Origin of the sequence: Vibrio sp. bablab_jr001 (genome assembly GCF_016464285.1) — a bacterium.
In the GTDB taxonomy this organism is placed as follows: Bacteria; Pseudomonadota; Gammaproteobacteria; order Enterobacterales; family Vibrionaceae; genus Vibrio; species Vibrio fluvialis.
In genome coordinates this window covers 59,492-78,043 of the sequence record NZ_JACDWZ010000076.1, presented here as the reverse complement: position 1 = coordinate 78,043, position 18,552 = coordinate 59,492, and the positions used below count along the sequence as shown (strand labels likewise).

19 protein-coding genes are annotated in these 18,552 nt (G+C 50.8%); 17 read left to right on the top strand and 2 right to left on the bottom strand.

Annotated features, from left to right (window positions below):
* Positions 1-14 precede the first annotated feature (14 nt).
* Positions 15-884, bottom strand: coding sequence for a UTP--glucose-1-phosphate uridylyltransferase GalU (galU, locus tag JIG40_RS12470; RefSeq protein WP_020433248.1), 870 nt, complete (start codon positions 882-884; stop codon positions 15-17).
* Positions 885-1,011: 127 nt separating this feature from the next.
* Positions 1,012-1,662, bottom strand: coding sequence for a LuxR C-terminal-related transcriptional regulator (locus tag JIG40_RS12465; RefSeq protein WP_199465402.1), 651 nt, complete (start codon positions 1,660-1,662; stop codon positions 1,012-1,014).
* A gap of 282 nt (positions 1,663-1,944) precedes the next feature.
* Between JIG40_RS12465 and JIG40_RS12460 the strand changes: the two genes are divergently transcribed.
* From JIG40_RS12460 to JIG40_RS12380, 17 genes are all read left to right on the top strand, one after another.
* The gene (locus JIG40_RS12460) at positions 1,945-2,475 is read left to right on the top strand and encodes a single-stranded DNA-binding protein (RefSeq protein ID WP_020332215.1); all 531 of its coding nucleotides are present in this window, start codon (positions 1,945-1,947) and stop codon (positions 2,473-2,475) included.
* A gap of 135 nt (positions 2,476-2,610) precedes the next feature.
* Positions 2,611-4,605: an RNase E specificity factor CsrD gene (gene csrD, locus JIG40_RS12455; protein WP_020433244.1), complete on the top strand. Its 1,995-nt coding sequence runs from the start codon at positions 2,611-2,613 to the stop codon at positions 4,603-4,605.
* Between the two features lie 7 nt (positions 4,606-4,612).
* Positions 4,613-6,061, top strand: a complete 1,449-nt coding sequence (locus JIG40_RS12450) for an MSHA biogenesis protein MshI (protein ID WP_199465401.1) — start codon at positions 4,613-4,615, stop codon at positions 6,059-6,061.
* A complete protein-coding gene (locus tag JIG40_RS12445; RefSeq protein ID WP_020433242.1) occupies positions 6,058-6,708 on the top strand; it encodes an MSHA biogenesis protein MshJ in 651 nt (216 codons plus the stop codon). The genes JIG40_RS12450 and JIG40_RS12445 overlap by 4 nt, the downstream gene beginning before the upstream one ends.
* Positions 6,709-6,733: 25 nt before the next feature.
* A complete protein-coding gene (locus JIG40_RS12440) occupies positions 6,734-7,012 on the top strand; it encodes an MSHA biogenesis protein MshK (RefSeq protein WP_172560579.1) in 279 nt (92 codons plus the stop codon).
* Between the two features lie 15 nt (positions 7,013-7,027).
* On the top strand, positions 7,028-8,662 hold the full coding sequence (mshL, locus tag JIG40_RS12435; protein ID WP_047459969.1) for a pilus (MSHA type) biogenesis protein MshL: 1,635 nt from the start codon (positions 7,028-7,030) through the stop codon (positions 8,660-8,662).
* Positions 8,663-8,667: 5 nt separating this feature from the next.
* On the top strand, positions 8,668-9,510 hold the full coding sequence (locus JIG40_RS12430; protein ID WP_199465400.1) for an AAA family ATPase: 843 nt from the start codon (positions 8,668-8,670) through the stop codon (positions 9,508-9,510).
* A complete protein-coding gene (locus JIG40_RS12425; protein ID WP_199465399.1) occupies positions 9,510-10,589 on the top strand; it encodes a tetratricopeptide repeat protein in 1,080 nt (359 codons plus the stop codon). Before JIG40_RS12430 ends, JIG40_RS12425 begins: the two co-directional genes overlap by 1 nt.
* Positions 10,579-12,303, top strand: a complete 1,725-nt coding sequence (locus JIG40_RS12420; RefSeq protein WP_199465398.1) for a GspE/PulE family protein — start codon at positions 10,579-10,581, stop codon at positions 12,301-12,303. The genes JIG40_RS12425 and JIG40_RS12420 overlap by 11 nt, the downstream gene beginning before the upstream one ends.
* An 8-nt stretch (positions 12,304-12,311) precedes the next feature.
* Positions 12,312-13,535: a type II secretion system F family protein gene (locus JIG40_RS12415; protein ID WP_020433232.1), complete on the top strand. Its 1,224-nt coding sequence runs from the start codon at positions 12,312-12,314 to the stop codon at positions 13,533-13,535.
* A 2-nt stretch (positions 13,536-13,537) separates the two neighbouring features.
* Positions 13,538-13,984 carry an MSHA biogenesis protein MshF gene (locus JIG40_RS12410; RefSeq protein ID WP_158146905.1) on the top strand — a complete coding sequence of 149 codons (447 nt, stop codon included), beginning with the start codon at positions 13,538-13,540 and terminating at the stop codon, positions 13,982-13,984.
* Between the two features lie 85 nt (positions 13,985-14,069).
* The gene (locus JIG40_RS12405; protein WP_199465397.1) at positions 14,070-14,645 is read left to right on the top strand and encodes a prepilin-type N-terminal cleavage/methylation domain-containing protein; all 576 of its coding nucleotides are present in this window, start codon (positions 14,070-14,072) and stop codon (positions 14,643-14,645) included.
* Positions 14,646-14,679: 34 nt separating this feature from the next.
* On the top strand, positions 14,680-15,156 hold the full coding sequence (locus JIG40_RS12400) for a type II secretion system protein (protein WP_158125693.1): 477 nt from the start codon (positions 14,680-14,682) through the stop codon (positions 15,154-15,156).
* 126 nt (positions 15,157-15,282) lie between these two features.
* Positions 15,283-15,774, top strand: coding sequence for a prepilin-type N-terminal cleavage/methylation domain-containing protein (locus tag JIG40_RS12395; RefSeq protein WP_154184797.1), 492 nt, complete (start codon positions 15,283-15,285; stop codon positions 15,772-15,774).
* A complete protein-coding gene (locus JIG40_RS12390) occupies positions 15,774-16,346 on the top strand; it encodes a type II secretion system protein (RefSeq protein ID WP_199465396.1) in 573 nt (190 codons plus the stop codon). The genes JIG40_RS12395 and JIG40_RS12390 overlap by 1 nt, the downstream gene beginning before the upstream one ends.
* Complete coding sequence (locus JIG40_RS12385) at positions 16,346-17,050, top strand: prepilin-type N-terminal cleavage/methylation domain-containing protein (protein ID WP_047459988.1); 705 nt, start codon at positions 16,346-16,348, stop codon at positions 17,048-17,050. The genes JIG40_RS12390 and JIG40_RS12385 overlap by 1 nt, the downstream gene beginning before the upstream one ends.
* Entirely contained in the window at positions 17,040-17,468 is a 429-nt protein-coding gene (locus JIG40_RS12380) for an MSHA biogenesis protein MshP (protein WP_154184795.1), read from the top strand. The genes JIG40_RS12385 and JIG40_RS12380 overlap by 11 nt, the downstream gene beginning before the upstream one ends.
* Positions 17,469-18,552: the final 1,084 nt, after the last annotated feature.

Here is an 18,552-nt window from a genome sequence, read left to right as displayed (position 1 = left end):
GAAACTAAGGCAGATTAAGCTTTCTTGGTGGAGTGCTTAGCCAGTTCAACTTTCTGTTCGTTTTTCTGATACAGATGTTCAAAGCAGTAGTTGGTTGCTTCGATGTAGCCTTCTACGCTACCACAGTCAAAGCGTTTGCCTTTGAATTTGTAGGCCAGAACGCATCCCGCTTGTGCTTGTTTCAGCAGGGCGTCCGTGATCTGAATTTCGCCACCTTTGCCCGGTTCCGTATTTTCGATCAGTTCAAAAATATCCGGAGTCAGAATGTAACGGCCGATGATCGCCAGATTACTAGGGGCGGTACCCGGCTCAGGTTTTTCGACCATATCATCGACACGGAACAGATCGTCTTTGATCATCTCACCAGAAATTACACCATATTTATGCGTTTCATTTTCCGGCACTTCCTGAACGGCAACGATTGAGCAACGGAACTGTTTATACAGGGCAACCATTTGCGCCAGTACACCTTGCTCTTCGTTCACGCATAGGTCATCAGCCAGAACCACGGCAAATGGTTCATCGCCAACCAGCTCTCGACCAGTCAGAATCGCATGGCCTAAGCCTTTCATTTCGCGCTGACGGATGTAAGTAAATTGTGCGGTATCGATGATCTGGCGGATATCAACCAACAGCTCTTCTTTGTTGGTACCACGAATCTGGTGTTCCAGCTCGTAGTTCATATCGAAGTGATCCATGATCGAATGCTTGCCGCGGCCAGTGACGATACACATGCCCGTCATGCCCGCCTGAATCGCTTCTTCGACACCGTATTCAATCAGGGGTTTGTTGACGACAGGCATCATCTCTTTAGGCATGGATTTGGTGGCCGGTAAGAAACGTGTGCCGTAGCCAGCTGCCGGGAATAGGCATTTGTTAATCATAATTAAAGCCCTATTTTTCTTTGATTTGCATATTGGGGAGCAAAGATGGGAGGCACTTTATCATGTTCCGGGTGTGAACTTCAGCACATTCTCAGGTCGGGTCCAGAAAATGTGCTGATAACCTCAATTATGAGAGCAGGTTTTGGTTCGCCCAAGCGATGGCTTGGGTGCGGTTTTTCACCGAGAGTTTTTTGAATATCTGATAGAGGTGAGATTTGACGGTAAATTCGCTGATAAATAAGCTTTCTGCCATCTGCATATTTGATGCGCCCGTTTTTAGACTGCGCAAAATCTGTAGTTCTCGCGTGGTGAGTTCGATGGTGGCCTTGGTATGGTGATTCTGAAAAATGTGACGATAGTAGTGCAACAGTTGGCTACTGACATGGCGAGGCAGCCAGTTCTGGCCGTTGATGATTTCTGCCAGTCCACGCGCAATCTGTTCAGGCTCGCTGGGTTCGTAGAATAAGCCTTTAAGGTTGCCGAAACTGAGCAGGTCGTCGGTACACAAACGTTTGCCAACTTGAAACAGAATGGTTTCCAGATGCGGACTGGTCAGGCGCAGTGGTGCCAGCCGCTGGCGGATTGCGTCATGTTCGTCATAATTAAGTAACAGGATTTTATGTTTGTCAGCCTGATAGGCCTGCAGTAACTGCTCCGGTTCGATTTGGGGAACCGGAATTGCCAGTAGGTCGAAAGCCGATTGCAGGACAGGCGGCGCGGAAGCTGTCTGATCCAGACAGAGGTAATATATGGTTCGGGCGTAGTTAGCTCGTTGCATGGTCTCAATTCAGGGTGATAGTCGTTTGGATAAATGCACGATGCCGAAAAATATTTATGGAGGCGAATTTATACTGAGCGTTTGCGTGATGTCTCAATATGTGAAGTAAATGAGTAGCTTGTCAGCGATAAAAAACATCGAACTGAGCCGAAAAAATCGTGACATTGAAGGGCATTCACGCGTGCGAGCAAAGAACACATTTGTTGAGTGATTGGTACACACTTCAAAGCATGTTATCCTTGCCGACTATTTCAAAAAACCTATTTGAAAACGGAGCAAAAAATGGCAACCCGTGGCGTGAATAAAGTAATTTTGGTTGGCAACTTGGGTAGTGATCCGGAAGTTCGCTACATGCCGAGCGGTGGCGCAGTTGCGAACATCACTGTAGCCACGTCAGAATCATGGCGTGATAAAGCAACTGGCGAACAGCGTGAGAAAACAGAATGGCACCGTGTCGCTCTGTATGGAAAACTCGCAGAAGTCGCAGGTGAATATCTGCGCAAAGGTTCTCAGGTTTATATCGAAGGCCAGCTGCAAACACGTAAGTGGCAAGATCAAAGCGGTCAGGACCGCTACTCAACCGAAATCGTTGTACAGGGCTACAATGGCACTATGCAGATGCTCGGTGGCCGTCAGCAAGGTGGTATGCCTGCTCAGGGTGGCGGTATGAACCAGCCACAGCAAGGCGGTTGGGGACAGCCTCAACAACCAGCCATGCAGCAGCACAAACCAATGCAGCAGCAGGCACCGCAGCAATCTCAGCCGCAATACAATGAACCGCCAATGGATTTTGATGACGACATCCCATTCTAAGCGTTCCGTTTCTGAAAAAAGCCGCGAAATTCGCGGCTTTTTTATATAGTTAACTATCCAACTGTTCCATTAAGTGTTTGAAACCCGACCGGGTCTTGTTTCCTCAACCGATGAATAGGAAGGGAATTCAGTTTCATGCGGTATACCCCGACTCTTAAATTGAGTACGCGTTTAGTCGCGTTTGTCACGCTGATCGTTACCAGTGCGATGTTCATTTTGTTCATCGGCGGAACGCTTTCATTCCAGCGCATGGGACAGGAATATCTCAACCATTATCTGCAAGGGATCGTGGAAGTAGTGGATAAAGAGCTGGAAGATCCAGACGCCGCCTATTCCATGCAGCGTTGGATGCCGAAAATGTTGCAGGCATCCAATATTGTTGAAATGCAGCTCTCTTCCCAAGCGGGAACGATTTATCGCTTCAAAGACACCTCATCCAAAGCGGATCCGGATCGCCTTTACTCGATCGATTTACCTTTGGCTCGCAATCAGGGTTACTCCGTACATTTCAAAGCCGTGCCACCTTACCTCGGATATGGTTATTCGATGGGGGCAATGTGGTCGATTTCTCTCGCTGTGGCACTGATCGTGTTCTGTCTGGTACGTGGTGTGAAGTGGCTGAGAGAGCAGTTATTGGGCTCAGAATTACTCGAAGAGCGTGGGCGTATGATTCTCGCTGGCAGAGTGGAGCAGTTTGCCAAAGGGGATGAACGCGAATGGCCTTATACCGCCAGCGAAGCGTTGGATGTGCTGATTGAAGAGCTGCAAGATGCCCGTCAGGAGCGCAGCCGGTTTGATACTTTTATCCGCAGTCAGACCTTTTTGGATCAACTGACGGGGGCTGCAAACCGCGTATTGTTTGACAGTAAACTCGAATCGGCATTGCTGGAGAGCGGCGCTCGTGGCGGTGTGATCATGATTCGTATTGATGAGCTGGATGTGGCGCGCGAAGAGCAGGATAAGCGCACCATCGACGAATTTGTCGTGGAAGTTGGCGAGTGCATATCCAACGTCATTGCCCGTTATCCGGATGTCATTTTGTCGCGCTACTATGAATCGGTGTTTGCGATATTCATGCCTCATCAGGGTTCAAAAGATGTCGCCCATGTTGCGACTCAGTGTCTCAAACTGATTGAGCGTATTTCCCCGCCTCATCCACTGGATGCCGAGAACTGGTTCCATATTGGCGTCAGCATGTATCAGGAAGGCGAGCGTCGTGGCCGGGTGATCGATGAAGCGGAAACCGCACTTAAAAGCGCTGGGCTGCAAGGCTGCAACGCCTGGAGCCGGTTTAAAAAAGTGGCGAAAGTGGAAGACGAACGGGGCAGTGTTCGCTGGAGATCGCTGTTCGATCAATGTCTTACACCCGAGAAAATCAGACTTTTCCGGCAACCGTGCTATTTAACCAAGCCCTTGAATGGACTAACATTGGCCCACAATGAGTTGTTTGTTCGCATCTACGACCCTGAACAAGGCATACTCAAAGCGTCACGTTTCAGCTCGGCTCTGGAAACTGTCGGCTATGAAATGGTGCTGGATCGGGCTGTTTTCACCCGCGTATTGCAACTGCTCAAGATTCCAGAGTTCACCGGGAATTATTCGTTGAACATGTACGTGACTCCGTTTGCGGATAAGCGCTACCTGCGTTGGTTCCGCAATGAACTGATGCAATTGCCACACAGCTTACGCTCACGTTTGTCGTTTGAATTTGCCGAAGGTCATTTGGTACAACATCTTGACTACATGCGTCCGGTACTGAAGATGATGGCAGGTTTAGGTTGTGAGCTGGTGGTTGGGCAGGCTGGCCGAACCATAGTCGCGACGCACTACATTAAAGACCTCAACATTACCTATTTGAAGCTGCATCGAAGCCTGATCAAAAATATCGACCAACGTCATGAGAATCAGCTGTTTGTACGCAGTATGATTGGTGTTTGCGGTGGAACTCAGACAAAAGTCATCGCGGTCGGGGTCGAAAATGAGACAGAATGGCAAACGCTGTTGTCGTTAGGTGTCGATGGAGGCCAAGGGCGATTGTTTGAAGCGGAGCAGGCTTTGCTGCCCGCACCGCCAAGTCCAGCCGAAACCCACGTCAAACCGGGCAAACGTAATCGCTGGCGAACGAAGTAAATGACGAATGAAAATTGATGCTCTGATAAAGAAACTGACACACAAAAGAACCCATAGCCGCTCAATTTTCGCAGTGGTTCAGCCGGACTCAATCTATTTTTCCTCATCGTCTGAGCTCTCCCTACCGGAACACTATCCACTCTCGAATCACACGTGGTCCCAAGCCCTGCTCCAGGCCTTGAAACAGAGTGGCGCCAAAGGCGTCACCGTGGATGTCGTGCTCCATTCCCAGCTTTATCAAAGCTACCAGATTGAAAAACCAGCACTTCCGCGTGAAGAGTGGCCAGCAGCGCTGCCATTTTTACTCAAAGATTTGATCAGCGAGAAAGTCACCGAAGTCGTGGCGGATGCGCATCCGTTGACGGGAAGCAGTAAAGTCCAGGCTTACGTGATGGCTCGCAAACAGGTATTGGAAGTGGCTGCATTGCTGGAAAGTCTCGGCTGTGAACTGGGGCGCCTGCTGCCGGAGCAGGAAGTGTGGGCGCATTGCTTACCGGAACAGTCGCATTTTCTGTTGTTGCAACGCAGCAAAGGCGGGCACTTTAAACTGGATGCTTTCGTTGACAAGCAGTGTCATTTTCAGCGCACACTGAGAGGTGTCGTTGCACCGATCACGGGGGTCGCAAGTTCCGCGTTGCAGTTGGACGGACTGGCGCTGGAGCTGCAACGTTCGATTGATTATCTCTCTTCTCAGCTCAAAGGCGTGGCGCTGCATCAGCTGAAGGTATGCTGTGACGACGAAGATCATGTCGAGCTGGTGCAAGCATTAAACGAACGGTTAAGTGTTAAGGTTTCTCCGCTGTCGAATGACGGCGCTCAGGCCTTGTCCGGACAGGTGCTGGCACAACACACCTCAATGGCACCGGGCGATACGCTCAATTTTTATCAGGATCACCTGAAACCGAAGAAAGATTACTTTTCTCTCTCTGCTGTGACCGGTGTTTGGGGCGTAGCATTGGCAATAATGCTGCTGGTCTCAGGCATCTACCGTTTCAATATCGTAAAGCAGGGTGAAGCATTAGCAGGCGTTGAGCAACAGGCTGCTCAGCTGAACCAGCAAGTCAGTGATCTGAAGAAGCAGGTGGATCGGCATCAGCCGTCAGCAAGCAAGGTGGCCGCCGTGGCTCGACTGAAAAAAGAGATTGCAGCCAAGCAGGCTTCCCTCAATGCCATCAGTGACTTTGACCATTCTCTGCAAGTGGGGTATTCCGGAGTCATGGATGCACTGGCTAAGCTGGCGCGTCGCGATATTTCACTCAATCAAATTGAAATGGATAAGCAGCGCTTTGACATTCAGGGGTTGGCACGCGAAGCGAAAGTGATTCCGAACTGGATTGCAGAGTTTCAGAGCGAGTTGCACCTAGTTGGACGCAGTTTCGATCAACTGGTCATCGGCCGTAATGACGAAGATGTGGTAACGTTTGAATTGAAAACCAAACAAGGAGCGAAGCGATGAAACAGCGCTGGAGCGTCTGGAGTGACGCATTCGCTAAACGCTCGCAACGAGAAAAACTGCTGATTAGTTTGTGTGGCTTAGTGGCGGTAGTGTTTATTTCTCTGACCCTGCTGGTTGATCCGCTGGTGGCTCAATATGGGCAGCAGCAGACCCGGTTGCAAGGGCTCATCTCGTCGAACCAGAGCGCGCAACTGACCATTCAACAGCTGCAGGTCGCGCTGAAAAAGAATCCGGATGAGAGCATCGATAAAGAGTTTGCAACGCTGCAGGAACAGAGTCAGTCGCTGTCTATGGAGCTGGCTAACTCTACTGAAACCTTAGTTTCTCCGACACAGATGGCTACGCTGTTGCAAACAGTGCTCGACAACAGCACCAAGCTGAAATTGATTAGCCTGCAGTCATTGCCTGCTGAACCCATCGTTCCTTCGAAAGACGACCCGAGTGCAGTTAAGTACTATGTGCATCCGGTGCGCCTTGAGCTGACTGGCAACTATTTCGCGATTCGGGATTATCTGCTCGCGCTGGAAAGCCTGCCAGTGAAATACTATTGGCGCAGTTTTAAATATCAGGTCGAAACCTATCCTCAGGCCAGATTGATTTTACAGGTCTATACATTGGGATCGCGAGAGGAGTTCATCGGTGGTTAAAGTTGGCATCCTACTGAGTACGCTCATGATCAGCGGTTTGACCTTCGCGGCCGAAGACCCGACTGCGCCGTTAGGCTACGCGCCCAGTCAGGCGCAGAAGACGGCTCGTCAGCATCCTTTGCCTGAACTGCAAAGTATTGTGTGCCAGCAACAATGCTTAGCCATTCTCAGTGACCAGGTTGTGACGGTAGGGCAAACAGTTCGTGGCTATCACGTGGCTGGCGTGACGGAATCAACGGTGACGTTGACTCGTGGTGGCAAGCGTTGGGAGCTTGAGCTTTTCTCCCTGAATATCAAGAATTAAGGTATGAATGTGCATATGCGTAAACTGGTTATCGGTGTGATGATCACCACCTTAGTGGGCTGTTCTATGGGGCATCGCGATCCTGTGGAAGTCAAGCAATCGCTGAATCAGTCGATCAACGATGCCAACAGCCGCAACCTGGATCAGCTTCCAGCCTCTGTGGAAGCGGATCTCATGCCGGATTTGAATGAAACCAATGCTAACGCAACGCCGCACCTCAAGCGTTTTCGTATTCAGGCGAACAACGTTGACGCTAAGGCGTTTTTTGCCAGCCTGGTGCAAAACAGCGAATACAGTGTGGCGCTTCATCCTGCTGTCGAAGGGCGGATTACGGTCAATCTGACCGACGTTACGTTGGATGAAGCTCTGAACGTGGTGCGTGACTTGTACGGTTATGACATTGAAAAAGTCGGCAAAGTCATTCAGGTTTATCCGGCCGGCTTGCGCACCGTGACTATTCCGGTGGACTACCTGCAGTTTAAGCGCAGCGGGCGCTCGCTAACGGCGATCACCACGGGCACGATTACCAACACTGACACCAGTTCCAATAACACCAGTTCATCGAGTTCAACCTCATCGAGCTCAAGTAACAACAGCAGTTCGAATAGCACCACCACGGCACGTGGCGGTACGGAAATTGAGACGCTGAGCGAGAGTGACTTCTGGCCTCAATTAGAGAAAGCCGTCTCGCGCTTGATTGGTAGCGGCCGCGGGCAGAGTGTGGTGGTGACGCCGCAAGCGGGCGTGCTGACTCTGCGGGCCTACCCGGATGAAGTGCGCGAGGTGCGCCAGTTCCTTAACGTGTCACAACAACGCATGCAGCGTCAGGTGATTCTGGAGGCAAAAATTCTGGAAGTAACGCTGACCGACGGCTATCAACAAGGTATCAACTGGTCGAATATGTCGATGGGCAACGGCAAAGTGGTCATCGACCGCGTCGGTGCGGCGACTTCAACCTTGCCCGGATTGGATACCATCGGAACCCTGCTTTCGGGTCAGACTAACATCACCGTTTCCGACGGCAGTTTTGAATCGGTACTGAGTTTTATGTCGACGCAAGGCGACCTCAATGTTCTCTCCAGTCCTCGTGTGACCGCAGCCAATAACCAGAAAGCGGTGATCAAAGTCGGCAGTGATGAGTACTACGTGACTGACCTAAGTAGTGTGGTCGGTTCGGGCGATAATACCGAAGCGGCGCCGAACGTAGAGCTGACGCCGTTCTTCTCCGGTATCTCTCTCGATGTGACGCCGCAGATCGACGATAAAGGCAACGTCTTGTTGCATGTCCATCCCAGCGTAATTGAGGTCGAGCAACAGGATAAAGAGATCACCTATAACGACAGCACGTTTACCCTGCCACTGGCACGCAGTTCGATTCGTGAGTCGGATTCGGTGATTCGCGCGCAGGACGGTGATGTGGTCGTGATTGGCGGTCTGATGAAGACCAACACCACCAATAAAGTGTCAAAAGTACCATTTCTGGGCGATATTCCCGCACTCGGACATCTGTTCCGCAGTACCAGCGAACTGACAGAAAAAACCGAGCTGGTGATATTGCTCAAGCCGACGGTGGTTGGCGTGAACACGTGGCAGAAAGAGCTCGAACGCTCACGCGATCTGCTGCAAGAGTGGTTCCCGGACGCTGAGTAACGCTTATGTATCTGGCACACTTTGGCCTGGTTCAAATGCCGTTTCATCTCACTCCGGACACTCGTTTTTTCCTCGGTCTGGCGCCACATTTTGAAGCGATTCAAACCGTTGGCGCGGCACTGGAAATGGGCGAAGGGGTGATCAAAATAACGGGCGAGGTCGGCACCGGAAAAACCATGGTCTGCCGCATGCTGCTGACGCATCTGGCGCAGAACATTGTTTTGCTCTATCTGCCCAATCCGGCGCTCAATGGCTCTGAACTGCGCCGCGCGGTCGCAACCGAACTCAAACTGAACGTGCCAGATGACCGCGATTTGGTGGAACGAATACAGACCGAACTGATGGCGTTGCATTTTGCGGGTAAACGAGTGATAGCCATGGTCGATGAGGCGCAGGCGTTGTCGGATGACGCCCTAGAAACACTGCGTCTGTTTGGCAATCTGGAAACGGAAAACGCCAAGTTGCTGCAAATCGTGCTGATCGGTCAGCCGGAACTCGACAGCCGCCTTGCGCAGCATCATCTGCGTCAGTTTCGCCAGCGTATTACCTTCAGTGCGCAGCTCCGGCCGCTGACACTGGAAGAAACCGTTGCGTACATCGATAACCGGCTACACAAGTCCGGATCAAGCGGTGAGCTGTTTACGCTGAATCAGAAGAAAGCGTTGTGGCGGGCTTGTCGCGGTATTCCGCGTCTGATCAACCAAGTGTGTCATAAGGCACTGTTGCTGACCTATTTCGCTCAGCAACCTAAAGTCAGTAATCAACAGTTATACAGTGCGGTTCACGACACGTTTGATACCTGTAAACCGAAATTCAAAACCCCGCAGCTATGGGGATGGAGTCACTGATGAGTGAAATCAACAAAGCGCTGTCGCAGCTCGCAACGAAGCATCATGCAACGTTGGAGCATATTCAGGCGGCTGACGTTCCGGCAGTGACCAAACGTCCCGCCTGGATTTGGGCGATTGGCGGTTTCGGCCTCAGTTTGGCCGTCGGTGGCTGGGCTGTTTCGCAGCAGGCGTCCGTCGTGGCAGAGCCGATTCAAACCTCTACCAGCGTACCGGTTATTCCGGTGTCGGCATCGCAGCCGTCGCCGACACAAAAAACACACACCAGCCGGGTGAATATCTACCACGCGGACAAAGAGGCGGTCACACCGCTGATAGCTGAACCACCTTTGGCGGAGCGTGATGTGATGACGGGGGCTGTCAGCCAACAAGTCAGTGATCAAAAGGCCGTTTCGCTGGCCAGCACAGTGACGGCGCCAGCCACGATGGCTCACTCACAAGCTGAAAGCGAATCCGCGCAAATGTCGATTGAACAAGTTGAGCTGACGCCCCAGCAACTGGCCGAAAAGGCGGTAACGCGGGCCAGTAAGGCTTTGGACAGTAACGATTTTGAATCGGCAGTCAGCGCATACACAGAAGCTCTGCGCTATACGCCGGATGATGAACGTGTGCGTCAGAAGCTTGCTGCGCTCTATTATGGCAAAGGTGACGTCAGACGCGCTTTTGACCTGCTGCAATCAGGGATTGAGCTTAATCACAACGGCGAAACGCTGCGCATCGCGTTAGCGAAACTGTTGATGAAAGAGAATCAGACCGAAGCGGCGCTCTCGCCGCTGTCGTATTTGCCGCAAAGTCCTTCCGTGGAATACCTGTCGCTGCGCGCAGCGCTGGCACAAAAGAGCAAATTTAACGATATCGCCTTGGAAAGTTACCAGTTACTCACCCAAAAAGAAGCCAACAATGGGCGTTGGTGGCTCGGGCTGGCCATTCAGCAGGAGCGTGCTTTCCAGCTGCCAGAGGCAAAGCAATCGTATCTGCAGGCACAAAACAAAGTGGGGCTGTCGGTTCAATCACAAGCTTTTATTCGCGATCGACTCAACGTGCTGGCAAGCTTAGAGGAGACCTCGAATGCAAATTAAACTGCGTAAACGTCTCGGGGATTTGCTGGTTGAAGAAGGCATTGTTTCTGAGCAACAAGTCGAACAGGCCCTGAGCGCTCAGCGCCAGACAGGCAGCAAACTCGGCAGCACGCTGATTGAGTTGGGGTTCCTGACTGAACAGCAAATGCTGATGTTCTTGTCGCAGCAACTCTCACTGCCGCTGATTGATCTCAACCGTGCGCATGTCGATATCGATGCGGTTCAACTGCTGCCTGAAGTGCATGCCCGTCGCCTGCGGGCATTGGTGATTGGCCGCAGCGGTGAGACGTTGCGGGTTGCGATGAGCGATCCGGCGGATTTATTTGCGCAGGAATCGCTACTCAACCAGCTGCCTAACCACAGTTTTGAATTTGTTATTGCTCCAGAAAAGCAGCTGGTGGAAGGGTTCGATCGCTATTACCGTCGTACCAAAGAAATCGCCTCTTTCGCAGAACAGTTGCACGCAGAGCATCAGGTGAACGACGCCTTTGATTTCACCATCGGCGATGACGACAGTGAAGACGTAACCGTCGTGAAACTGATCAACTCGCTGTTTGAAGATGCAATTCAGGTCGGGGCTTCGGATATTCATATCGAGCCGGAAGCCAACCTGCTGCGCTTGCGTCAACGCATCGACGGGGTGTTGCATGAAACCCTGCTCAATGAAGTGAACATTGCTCCTGCATTGGTGCTGCGCCTCAAACTGATGGCGAATCTGGATATTTCCGAAAAACGTCTGCCTCAGGATGGCCGTTTTAACATTCGAGCCAAAGGTCAGTCCGTGGATATTCGTATGTCCACCATGCCCGTTCAGTACGGCGAATCGGTGGTGATGCGTTTGTTAAACCAGACGTCGGGTGTTCGTAAGCTGGAAGAGTCGGGGATTCCGGATGATCTGTTGGTACGGTTGCGTCGCCAGCTCAAGCGTCCGCATGGCATGATTTTGGTCACCGGCCCGACGGGCTCCGGTAAAACCACCACACTTTACGGCGCGCTATCGGAACTTAACACGCCGGGGAAAAAGATAATTACCGCAGAAGACCCGGTGGAATATCGCATTGAACGGGTAAACCAAGTACAGGTGAATCCGAAGATCGATCTCGATTTCTCTACCTTGCTGCGCACCTTCCTGCGTCAGGATCCGGACATTATTCTGGTGGGGGAAATGCGCGATCAGGAAACGGTGGAAATCGGCCTGCGCGCAGCACTGACGGGTCACTTAGTCTTATCGACGCTGCACACCAACGACGCCGTCGACAGCGCCTTACGTCTGATTGATATGGGCGCGCCGGGTTATCTGGTGGCCAGTGCCGTGCGAGCGGTGGTAGCTCAGCGTCTGGTGCGCAAAGTGTGCCCGGACTGTAAAACTCACGATGAACTGGATGATGCTCAACAGCAATGGCTGGAAGTTCGCTTCCCGAATCAGGTGGGCGCGAATTTTGTGCGTGGACGTGGTTGTCAGAACTGTAACCTGACCGGTTACCGTGGGCGGGTCGGTGTGTTTGAAATGCTGGAGCTGGAGCATCATATGATGGACGCGCTGCGTGCCAATGATGCGGTTGCGTTTGGCCATGCGGCCCGGGCTTCAAAAGAGTACAAGCCGCTGCTTGCATCTGCGATGGAGCTGGCGCTGAAAGGCGTGGTGAGTCTGGATGAAGTGATGGCGTTGGGCGAAGGCGATGCTTCCGGTGTTGCTCAGGCCATTTATCTGTAGGGCTCATTATGCCAACGTATCAGTATTCAGGACGTAATGCCGATGGCAGCAAGGCATCCGGTGTCATTGATGCCCCATCTGAAGAAGTGGCGGCGGAGAACCTGCTCAACCGCGGCGTGATCCCCACGGCAATCTCAGCCGGGAAAAGCGCGAGCAAAGCGAGTGTTGATTGGCGGGCTCTGCTGATGCCTGCGATTCCGCTCGAAGTGTTGGTGATTTTTTGTCGTCAGCTCTACAGCCTGACCAAAGCCGGGGTGCCGCTGCTGCGTTCAATGAAAGGATTGACGCAGAACTGTGCGAACAAGCAGTTGCAACATGCGCTGGAAGAGGTGTGTGCCGAGCTGACAAATGGTCGCGGCCTCTCGGCGTCAATGCAGATGCATCCGGGCGTATTCAGTCCGCTGTTTGTCTCGATGATCAACGTCGGCGAAAACACAGGCCGGCTGGACCAGGCTTTACTGCAACTGGCGAACTATTACGAACAAGAGTTAGAGACACGCAAACGAATTAAAACGGCGATGCGCTATCCGACGTTTGTGGTGAGCTTTATCGTGATTGCGATGTTTATCCTTAACGTCAAAGTGATCCCACAGTTTGCCTCGATGTTTAACCGCTTCGGCGTTGAGTTGCCACTGCCAACCCGGATTCTGATCGCGATGTCCGATTTTTTCGTTAACTACTGGATGGCGATGCTGGCGGCGATTGTCGCGATGTTGTTTGCATTTCGTGCCTGGCTGAATACCGCCTCCGGACGCGAGAAATGGGACAAGATACGACTGCGAATGCCGATTGTTGGCAGTATCGTCAATCGCGCCCAGTTATCCCGTTTTTCTCGTACCTTTTCTTTAATGTTGCGCGCGGGTGTGCCGCTTAATCAATCGTTGGCCTTGTCAGCGGAGGCGTTGGACAACAAGTTTCTGGAAGCGCGCCTGATGGAAATGAAAGCGGCGATTGAGGCGGGGAGCAGTGTCTCGGCAACAGCGATCAATACCGGGATTTTCACGCCACTGGTGATTCAGATGATCGCCGTCGGCGAAGAGACCGGACGCATTGACGAGTTGCTGCTGGAAGTGTCGGATTTTTATGATCGCGAAGTGGACTACGATCTGAAAACTCTGACCGCACGTATTGAACCGATCCTGCTCGTGATCGTTGCCGCCATGGTTCTGGTACTGGCATTGGGTATCTTCCTGCCGATGTGGGGCATGCTGGATGCGATTAAGGGACGTTAACGGTGAAAGAGGAACGCTCTCGGCTGATTCTCTGGGCGCTGGTGGTGTGCAGCTTGATCGCAGCGTTGCTAATGGCTTGGCAACCCGTCACTCGCGAGCTGGAAAATACCGCGCTGGCGCTGGCAAATAAACGCATTATTGAGCGCGCCAATACTTACAAACAGGAATGGCTGCTGCGTGGTCGCCCGGCATCACTGGAGTTTGACGGGAAAGTATTAACTTTTTCTGCGTCAGGCTGGGTTTTCCCGCGAGAGGGGGAAAAAGTCGATTGTTCGATGCTACTCAACTGGCTTTATCCGGATGAAAAGATACTGAATTCGTTGCCAGACATTCATGGTGAAAATGTGGGGGCGGGCTACATCTGTTATTTTGATTTTTATGATCATCAAACCATAAAAATAATATTAAAAAACAATAGGTTTTCATCGGTCGTCATAAGTTCGGCATGATGCAAAAATTTGACGTTCTTCGGATGTTTTGTTCGAAATGTTAAGCCTATAATAGGCTTCGTTTGCAAGTGTGATAGGATTGGGCATGTATAAAAAACAATCTGGTTTTTCTTTGGTGGAATTGGTCATCGTGATTGTTGTTGTCGGGCTTTTGGCCGTTGCAGCATTACCCCGTTTTCTGGATGTGACCGATGAAGCAAAAAAAGCCAGCATTGAAGGGGTTGCAGGTGGATATGCAACCGGTGTATTGTCCGCGCGAGCGCAATGGGAAGCCAAAGGGCGTACGACAGTAACAATAGGCTCGGAACGCTATAACACCGTTAACTATGACGGCGTTGATTTCTGGCTCTCCCGCTCCGTTGACAGCAGTGGTACCGATACCGATTTTCGCGACGGCTATCCGTTTGCACTAAATAGCGATAACACCAGCTTTCCAAGTAGCCTGAGCGATCAGGATTGCATTGATTTGATGGAGAATCTGCTGCAAAACCCACCGAGTGTCGACACGGTCAGCAATGCCAGCAGTAACTCCAATGTTAAGTACTCAGCTCAGGCTGATAACAGTAATTGGACTTGTACGTACGTACAGCTAGAAGGCAAAACAGCCCATCAGTTTATGTACGAAGTAAAAACGGGCCGTGTCACGGTCACATTGCAATAATTCTTTATATTTTGAGCTAAGAGAGAGAGTCATAATGAAAAGACAAGGCGGTTTTACCCTTATCGAGTTGGTCGTGGTTATCGTAATTCTGGGTATTCTCGCAGTGACTGCGGCCCCACGTTTCCTGAACCTGCAAGATGATGCCCGCGAAGCGTCGTTGCAGGGGTTGAAAGGAGCAATGCAAGGAGCTGCTGGAATTGTTTATGGCAAAGCCGCAATTGATGGAAATGATACTGTAAGTGATGGTACGGCAACTGTTACTGTTGGAACTACACAAGTAAAAGTCATGAATGGTTATCCTCAAGGCAATACCGACGGTATAGGCAATGCTGTGACAGGGTTGGATACAGATTGGTCAGTTGTATCTGGTACTTCCTCAACAAACGGCACGTCAATTTCATATACCTTTGATGGGTATGCAAACGCAACGTCAACAAAATGTGCTGTAACGTATTCTATGCCTGCGTCAGCTAGTGAGCCGACAATTACTGTCTATTCATGTGCGAATTAAATAAATAAAGGCCAGCCTAGCTGGCCTTTATTGTCGGTCTGATTTGATTGATTTTGTCTGCTAGGTGCAATCTGGCAGGTGAGTTTTATATACGACTCTTCACACTTCTACTAAACCGAGAACGCGATGCGAGCATACTCACGTAAAGCAGGCGGTTTTACCTTAGTCGAGCTTATCGTCGTTATTCTGCTGGTCGCTATTCTGTCCGCCTATGCAGCCAGTCGTTTTATCGGTGTCTCCAGTTTCTCCGCTTATGCGGCTAAAGAGCAGGCTGTCTCCATCATTCGCCAGATACAGGTGAGTCGTATGCAGTCCAATCTTTCGGAGGCGGCTCTGCAGTCAAATGGCCATTATGTGTTGCAGGTCAGCAGTTCTTGTCTTGGTTCTGTTGCCGCGTGCGCGCTGTCGAACGACGACCAACGCAGCGATGTGTTGCGAGGCAATAACCTGTCGTTCGCTTCTTCTGTTGCGCTGAGCAGCCAGCGCATCCAGTTCGATCTATTGGGAAATCCGCAAAATGAAGCGGCAGCGGGGGTAACGATCATCATTACGGCGCCGGACAGTTCTGCGTCAGTGTGCATTAATTCGCAAGGTTATGTGGCGGGTGGAGCATGCTGATGAAGTCAATCAAAGGATTTACACTGGTTGAAAGTATTGTCGCGATGGTGATTATTGGCCTCGCGATGGTGGTGTTGATCAGCTTTTTGTATCCTCAGGTTGAGCGCTCAGCGACTCCTCATTACCAGACTCGGGCCGCGAATTTGGGCCAAAGCCTGATGAGTCAGATTCTGGCCCGTGGATTTGATCAAAACAGTGATTTTGATGGCGGTGCCATTCGGTGTGGAGAATTCGGAACAACATGTACAGCGCTGGAACAATTGGGTGCAGATAAAGATCAGGGTGAAATTTCTCCAGCACAGTTCAATGATGTCGATGACTATATCGGCTGCTGGTATGGTGACAACGCTTCAGATTGTGGCTCGGAGACAACGAAAAATCCATTAACCAATATTCTCGGGACAAACGTTGCGGCGAACTATCGACACTTCACGGTATTTATTGCGGTCGATTACGCCAACAGCGCCTTTCAACCTGTGTCTGTTATTACGGATATGAAGCGCATCGAACTGACGATCGATACCGGCAATTATGGTCGTTACACGTTTGTGGCTTACCGGGGGAATTACTGATGCGCACCCGTGGCTTTACCCTGATAGAAATGATCCTGACCATTATTGTCGGCTCAATTCTGGTGCTTGGTATCGCAGGTTTTGTCGAGCTCGGTAGCAGGGGCTATGCCGATACCGTGGCGCGTCAGCGGATTCAAACCCAAGCCAAGTTTGTACTGGAGAAAATGGCGCGGGAGTTACGTCACGCCATCCCGAACAGCCTTGCAATTTCGACCGATACTGCGTCCCAGCAGTGTTTGTCGTTCTATCCGATCGTCTATTCCGGATTCTATGCACTTGATGAAGCCGATGAGAAACAACTCTCGTTTATCGTGGGGAATGTCTCTGGCAGTACGACAGCGTTGAATTTTGACGGCCTGACGATGATCATCAACCCAAGCAATCAGGATGAGTTCAGCTCGGGGGCAGGGATCGCACTGAGCGGCAGTGACACGACGATTAGTTTGAGTTCGCCACTGGCCAGTCAGTCGGTCGCGCAGCGCTTTTACATGTATCAAAATATGGTCGAGTACTGCCTGAATTACAGCGCGCAGACGATCACCCGTAATTTAGTCCAGGTTGCCGATAGCCTAGAATCCGGCTCGTTCAGCTATGATGAACCGACACTGCAGCGTGGTGGTGTGGTGCATTTGTCGCTCGGACTGGCACAAAACGGAGAGTCGAGCCATTTTGAACAAGATGTGCAGGTGCTGAATGTTCCCTAGAATGAAAAAACAGGCAGGAAACCTATACATCGTCGCGATTTTTGTCATCGTGGTGATGGGCTTCCTTGCGGCCGCACTCAGCCGTATGGAGTGGTCAAATCAAGATGCACTGTCGCGAGACTTACTGGGCACCAAAGCCTGGTTTGCGGCTCATTCGTTAAATGAATTTGCCTTAACTCAACTGTATCCGGTGGGTTCCTCTTCGGCCGTGAGCAGCGTGTGTGAGGATAACTGGAGCAGCGTCGTCAGTGCGGCGGGAAACGTGATAGCACAATATTCAGGATGTTCTGCATCACTTGCATGTAACAAGCTTGGCGAGCTTAACGATGAAGGCGTATTTAAAGTTGAAAGCAGTGTTCTCTGTGGAACCGGACTCTATCAGGTCGAGCGAGTCCAGGAAGTGTTGGTGAAGGAGTGATGGTGAATAGTCAACGATATCTGCGTGTCATGGTTCTGCTCGGGGCTTTGTTATGGTCCTCGTTGAGCTTTGCTTTCACTTCGGGTGCCTGTAGCACGCTGCGCTCTGATGGTAACTTCGGCGTTACCTTCTCTATTGATAATGCTCGGTTAAACGAAACCGTTAACGCGATCAAAGGCGTTGGCAACAACACCAAAGTGACCATTCCGTTGTGGAGCAATGATACGTCAGTCAGCTCTCCAATCATTCGGGATAGCGAAACCGAATTAGGGGGAAGTTATCAAATATGGCTGAAGTACGAGCAGAATAACATCCAGAACAAGACGGGTTACCTCAGTTATTATTTGCTGAGGTTTGGTCAGTGGGAACTGATTGGTACACCGCAGTTTGCGGATCTGAGTAACCTTAATTCGGTTAACATTGATGTGATCAGCAGTGATGTGAATGAAATGGAATGTGAGGCGTCTTCAAATCCTCCAACTGATATCCCTAGCATTGGCCAATGTGACTATTTTTCTCAGCCTGTTCAAAGTTGGATCACTGAAGGAAATTCGGAGTATTCGGATTTTCCTGAGAGTACTTTGGATGTACAGAATGCATCTACGGAGATAAAAGGATGGTCCTCTAACTACTTGGCTGATTCACGCAATATTTATCGTTATAGTCAAAATTGGGAAGGAGGAAAATCTTGGGATACGTTGCGAATTGGTTTTGATCGCGTTGGAAACGAGTACATTTCTTATGAAAACCCGGATTCCAAAGTTTGCAACGGCGTAATGGGATGTTATCCAGGTAATAATGATGGGTTGATTAATTTACGCAAAGCGACGGCGCCAGAGCCGCTTACCGTTAATTTTAGTGCGACTGACAGTATTGAAATAAATAACGGAACAACTGACAGCAATAGTTATCAAACGATGTGTGGTAGTACTTCTTCAATTTGCAGCTACGACGAGCAAAACGGTAGTATCTACATAACCCTCAAGAAAGATCTAAAAAGCCTATCGCTCAACGCATGGGCGCCGAAACCACTTGTTTTACGACTATCCTCTGGGCGTAAAATCGAATCACTAAGTTACACTGC

Bases quoted from the DNA above. Each gene is read 5' to 3' on its own strand.
- galU (WP_020433248.1), bottom strand. From the start codon at position 884: ATGATTAACAAATGCCTATTCCCGGCAGCTGGCTACGGCACACGTTTC.
- JIG40_RS12465 (WP_199465402.1), bottom strand. From the start codon at position 1,662: ATGCAACGAGCTAACTACGCCCGAACCATATATTACCTCTGTCTGGAT.
- JIG40_RS12460 (WP_020332215.1), top strand. From the start codon at position 1,945: ATGGCAACCCGTGGCGTGAATAAAGTAATTTTGGTTGGCAACTTGGGT.
- csrD (WP_020433244.1), top strand. From the start codon at position 2,611: ATGCGGTATACCCCGACTCTTAAATTGAGTACGCGTTTAGTCGCGTTT.
- JIG40_RS12450 (WP_199465401.1), top strand. From the start codon at position 4,613: ATGAAAATTGATGCTCTGATAAAGAAACTGACACACAAAAGAACCCAT.
- JIG40_RS12445 (WP_020433242.1), top strand. From the start codon at position 6,058: ATGAAACAGCGCTGGAGCGTCTGGAGTGACGCATTCGCTAAACGCTCG.
- JIG40_RS12440 (WP_172560579.1), top strand. From the start codon at position 6,734: ATGATCAGCGGTTTGACCTTCGCGGCCGAAGACCCGACTGCGCCGTTA.
- mshL (WP_047459969.1), top strand. From the start codon at position 7,028: ATGCGTAAACTGGTTATCGGTGTGATGATCACCACCTTAGTGGGCTGT.
- JIG40_RS12430 (WP_199465400.1), top strand. From the start codon at position 8,668: ATGTATCTGGCACACTTTGGCCTGGTTCAAATGCCGTTTCATCTCACT.
- JIG40_RS12425 (WP_199465399.1), top strand. From the start codon at position 9,510: ATGAGTGAAATCAACAAAGCGCTGTCGCAGCTCGCAACGAAGCATCAT.
- JIG40_RS12420 (WP_199465398.1), top strand. From the start codon at position 10,579: ATGCAAATTAAACTGCGTAAACGTCTCGGGGATTTGCTGGTTGAAGAA.
- JIG40_RS12415 (WP_020433232.1), top strand. From the start codon at position 12,312: ATGCCAACGTATCAGTATTCAGGACGTAATGCCGATGGCAGCAAGGCA.
- JIG40_RS12405 (WP_199465397.1), top strand. From the start codon at position 14,070: ATGTATAAAAAACAATCTGGTTTTTCTTTGGTGGAATTGGTCATCGTG.
- JIG40_RS12400 (WP_158125693.1), top strand. From the start codon at position 14,680: ATGAAAAGACAAGGCGGTTTTACCCTTATCGAGTTGGTCGTGGTTATC.
- JIG40_RS12395 (WP_154184797.1), top strand. From the start codon at position 15,283: ATGCGAGCATACTCACGTAAAGCAGGCGGTTTTACCTTAGTCGAGCTT.
- JIG40_RS12390 (WP_199465396.1), top strand. From the start codon at position 15,774: ATGAAGTCAATCAAAGGATTTACACTGGTTGAAAGTATTGTCGCGATG.
- JIG40_RS12385 (WP_047459988.1), top strand. From the start codon at position 16,346: ATGCGCACCCGTGGCTTTACCCTGATAGAAATGATCCTGACCATTATT.
- JIG40_RS12380 (WP_154184795.1), top strand. From the start codon at position 17,040: ATGTTCCCTAGAATGAAAAAACAGGCAGGAAACCTATACATCGTCGCG.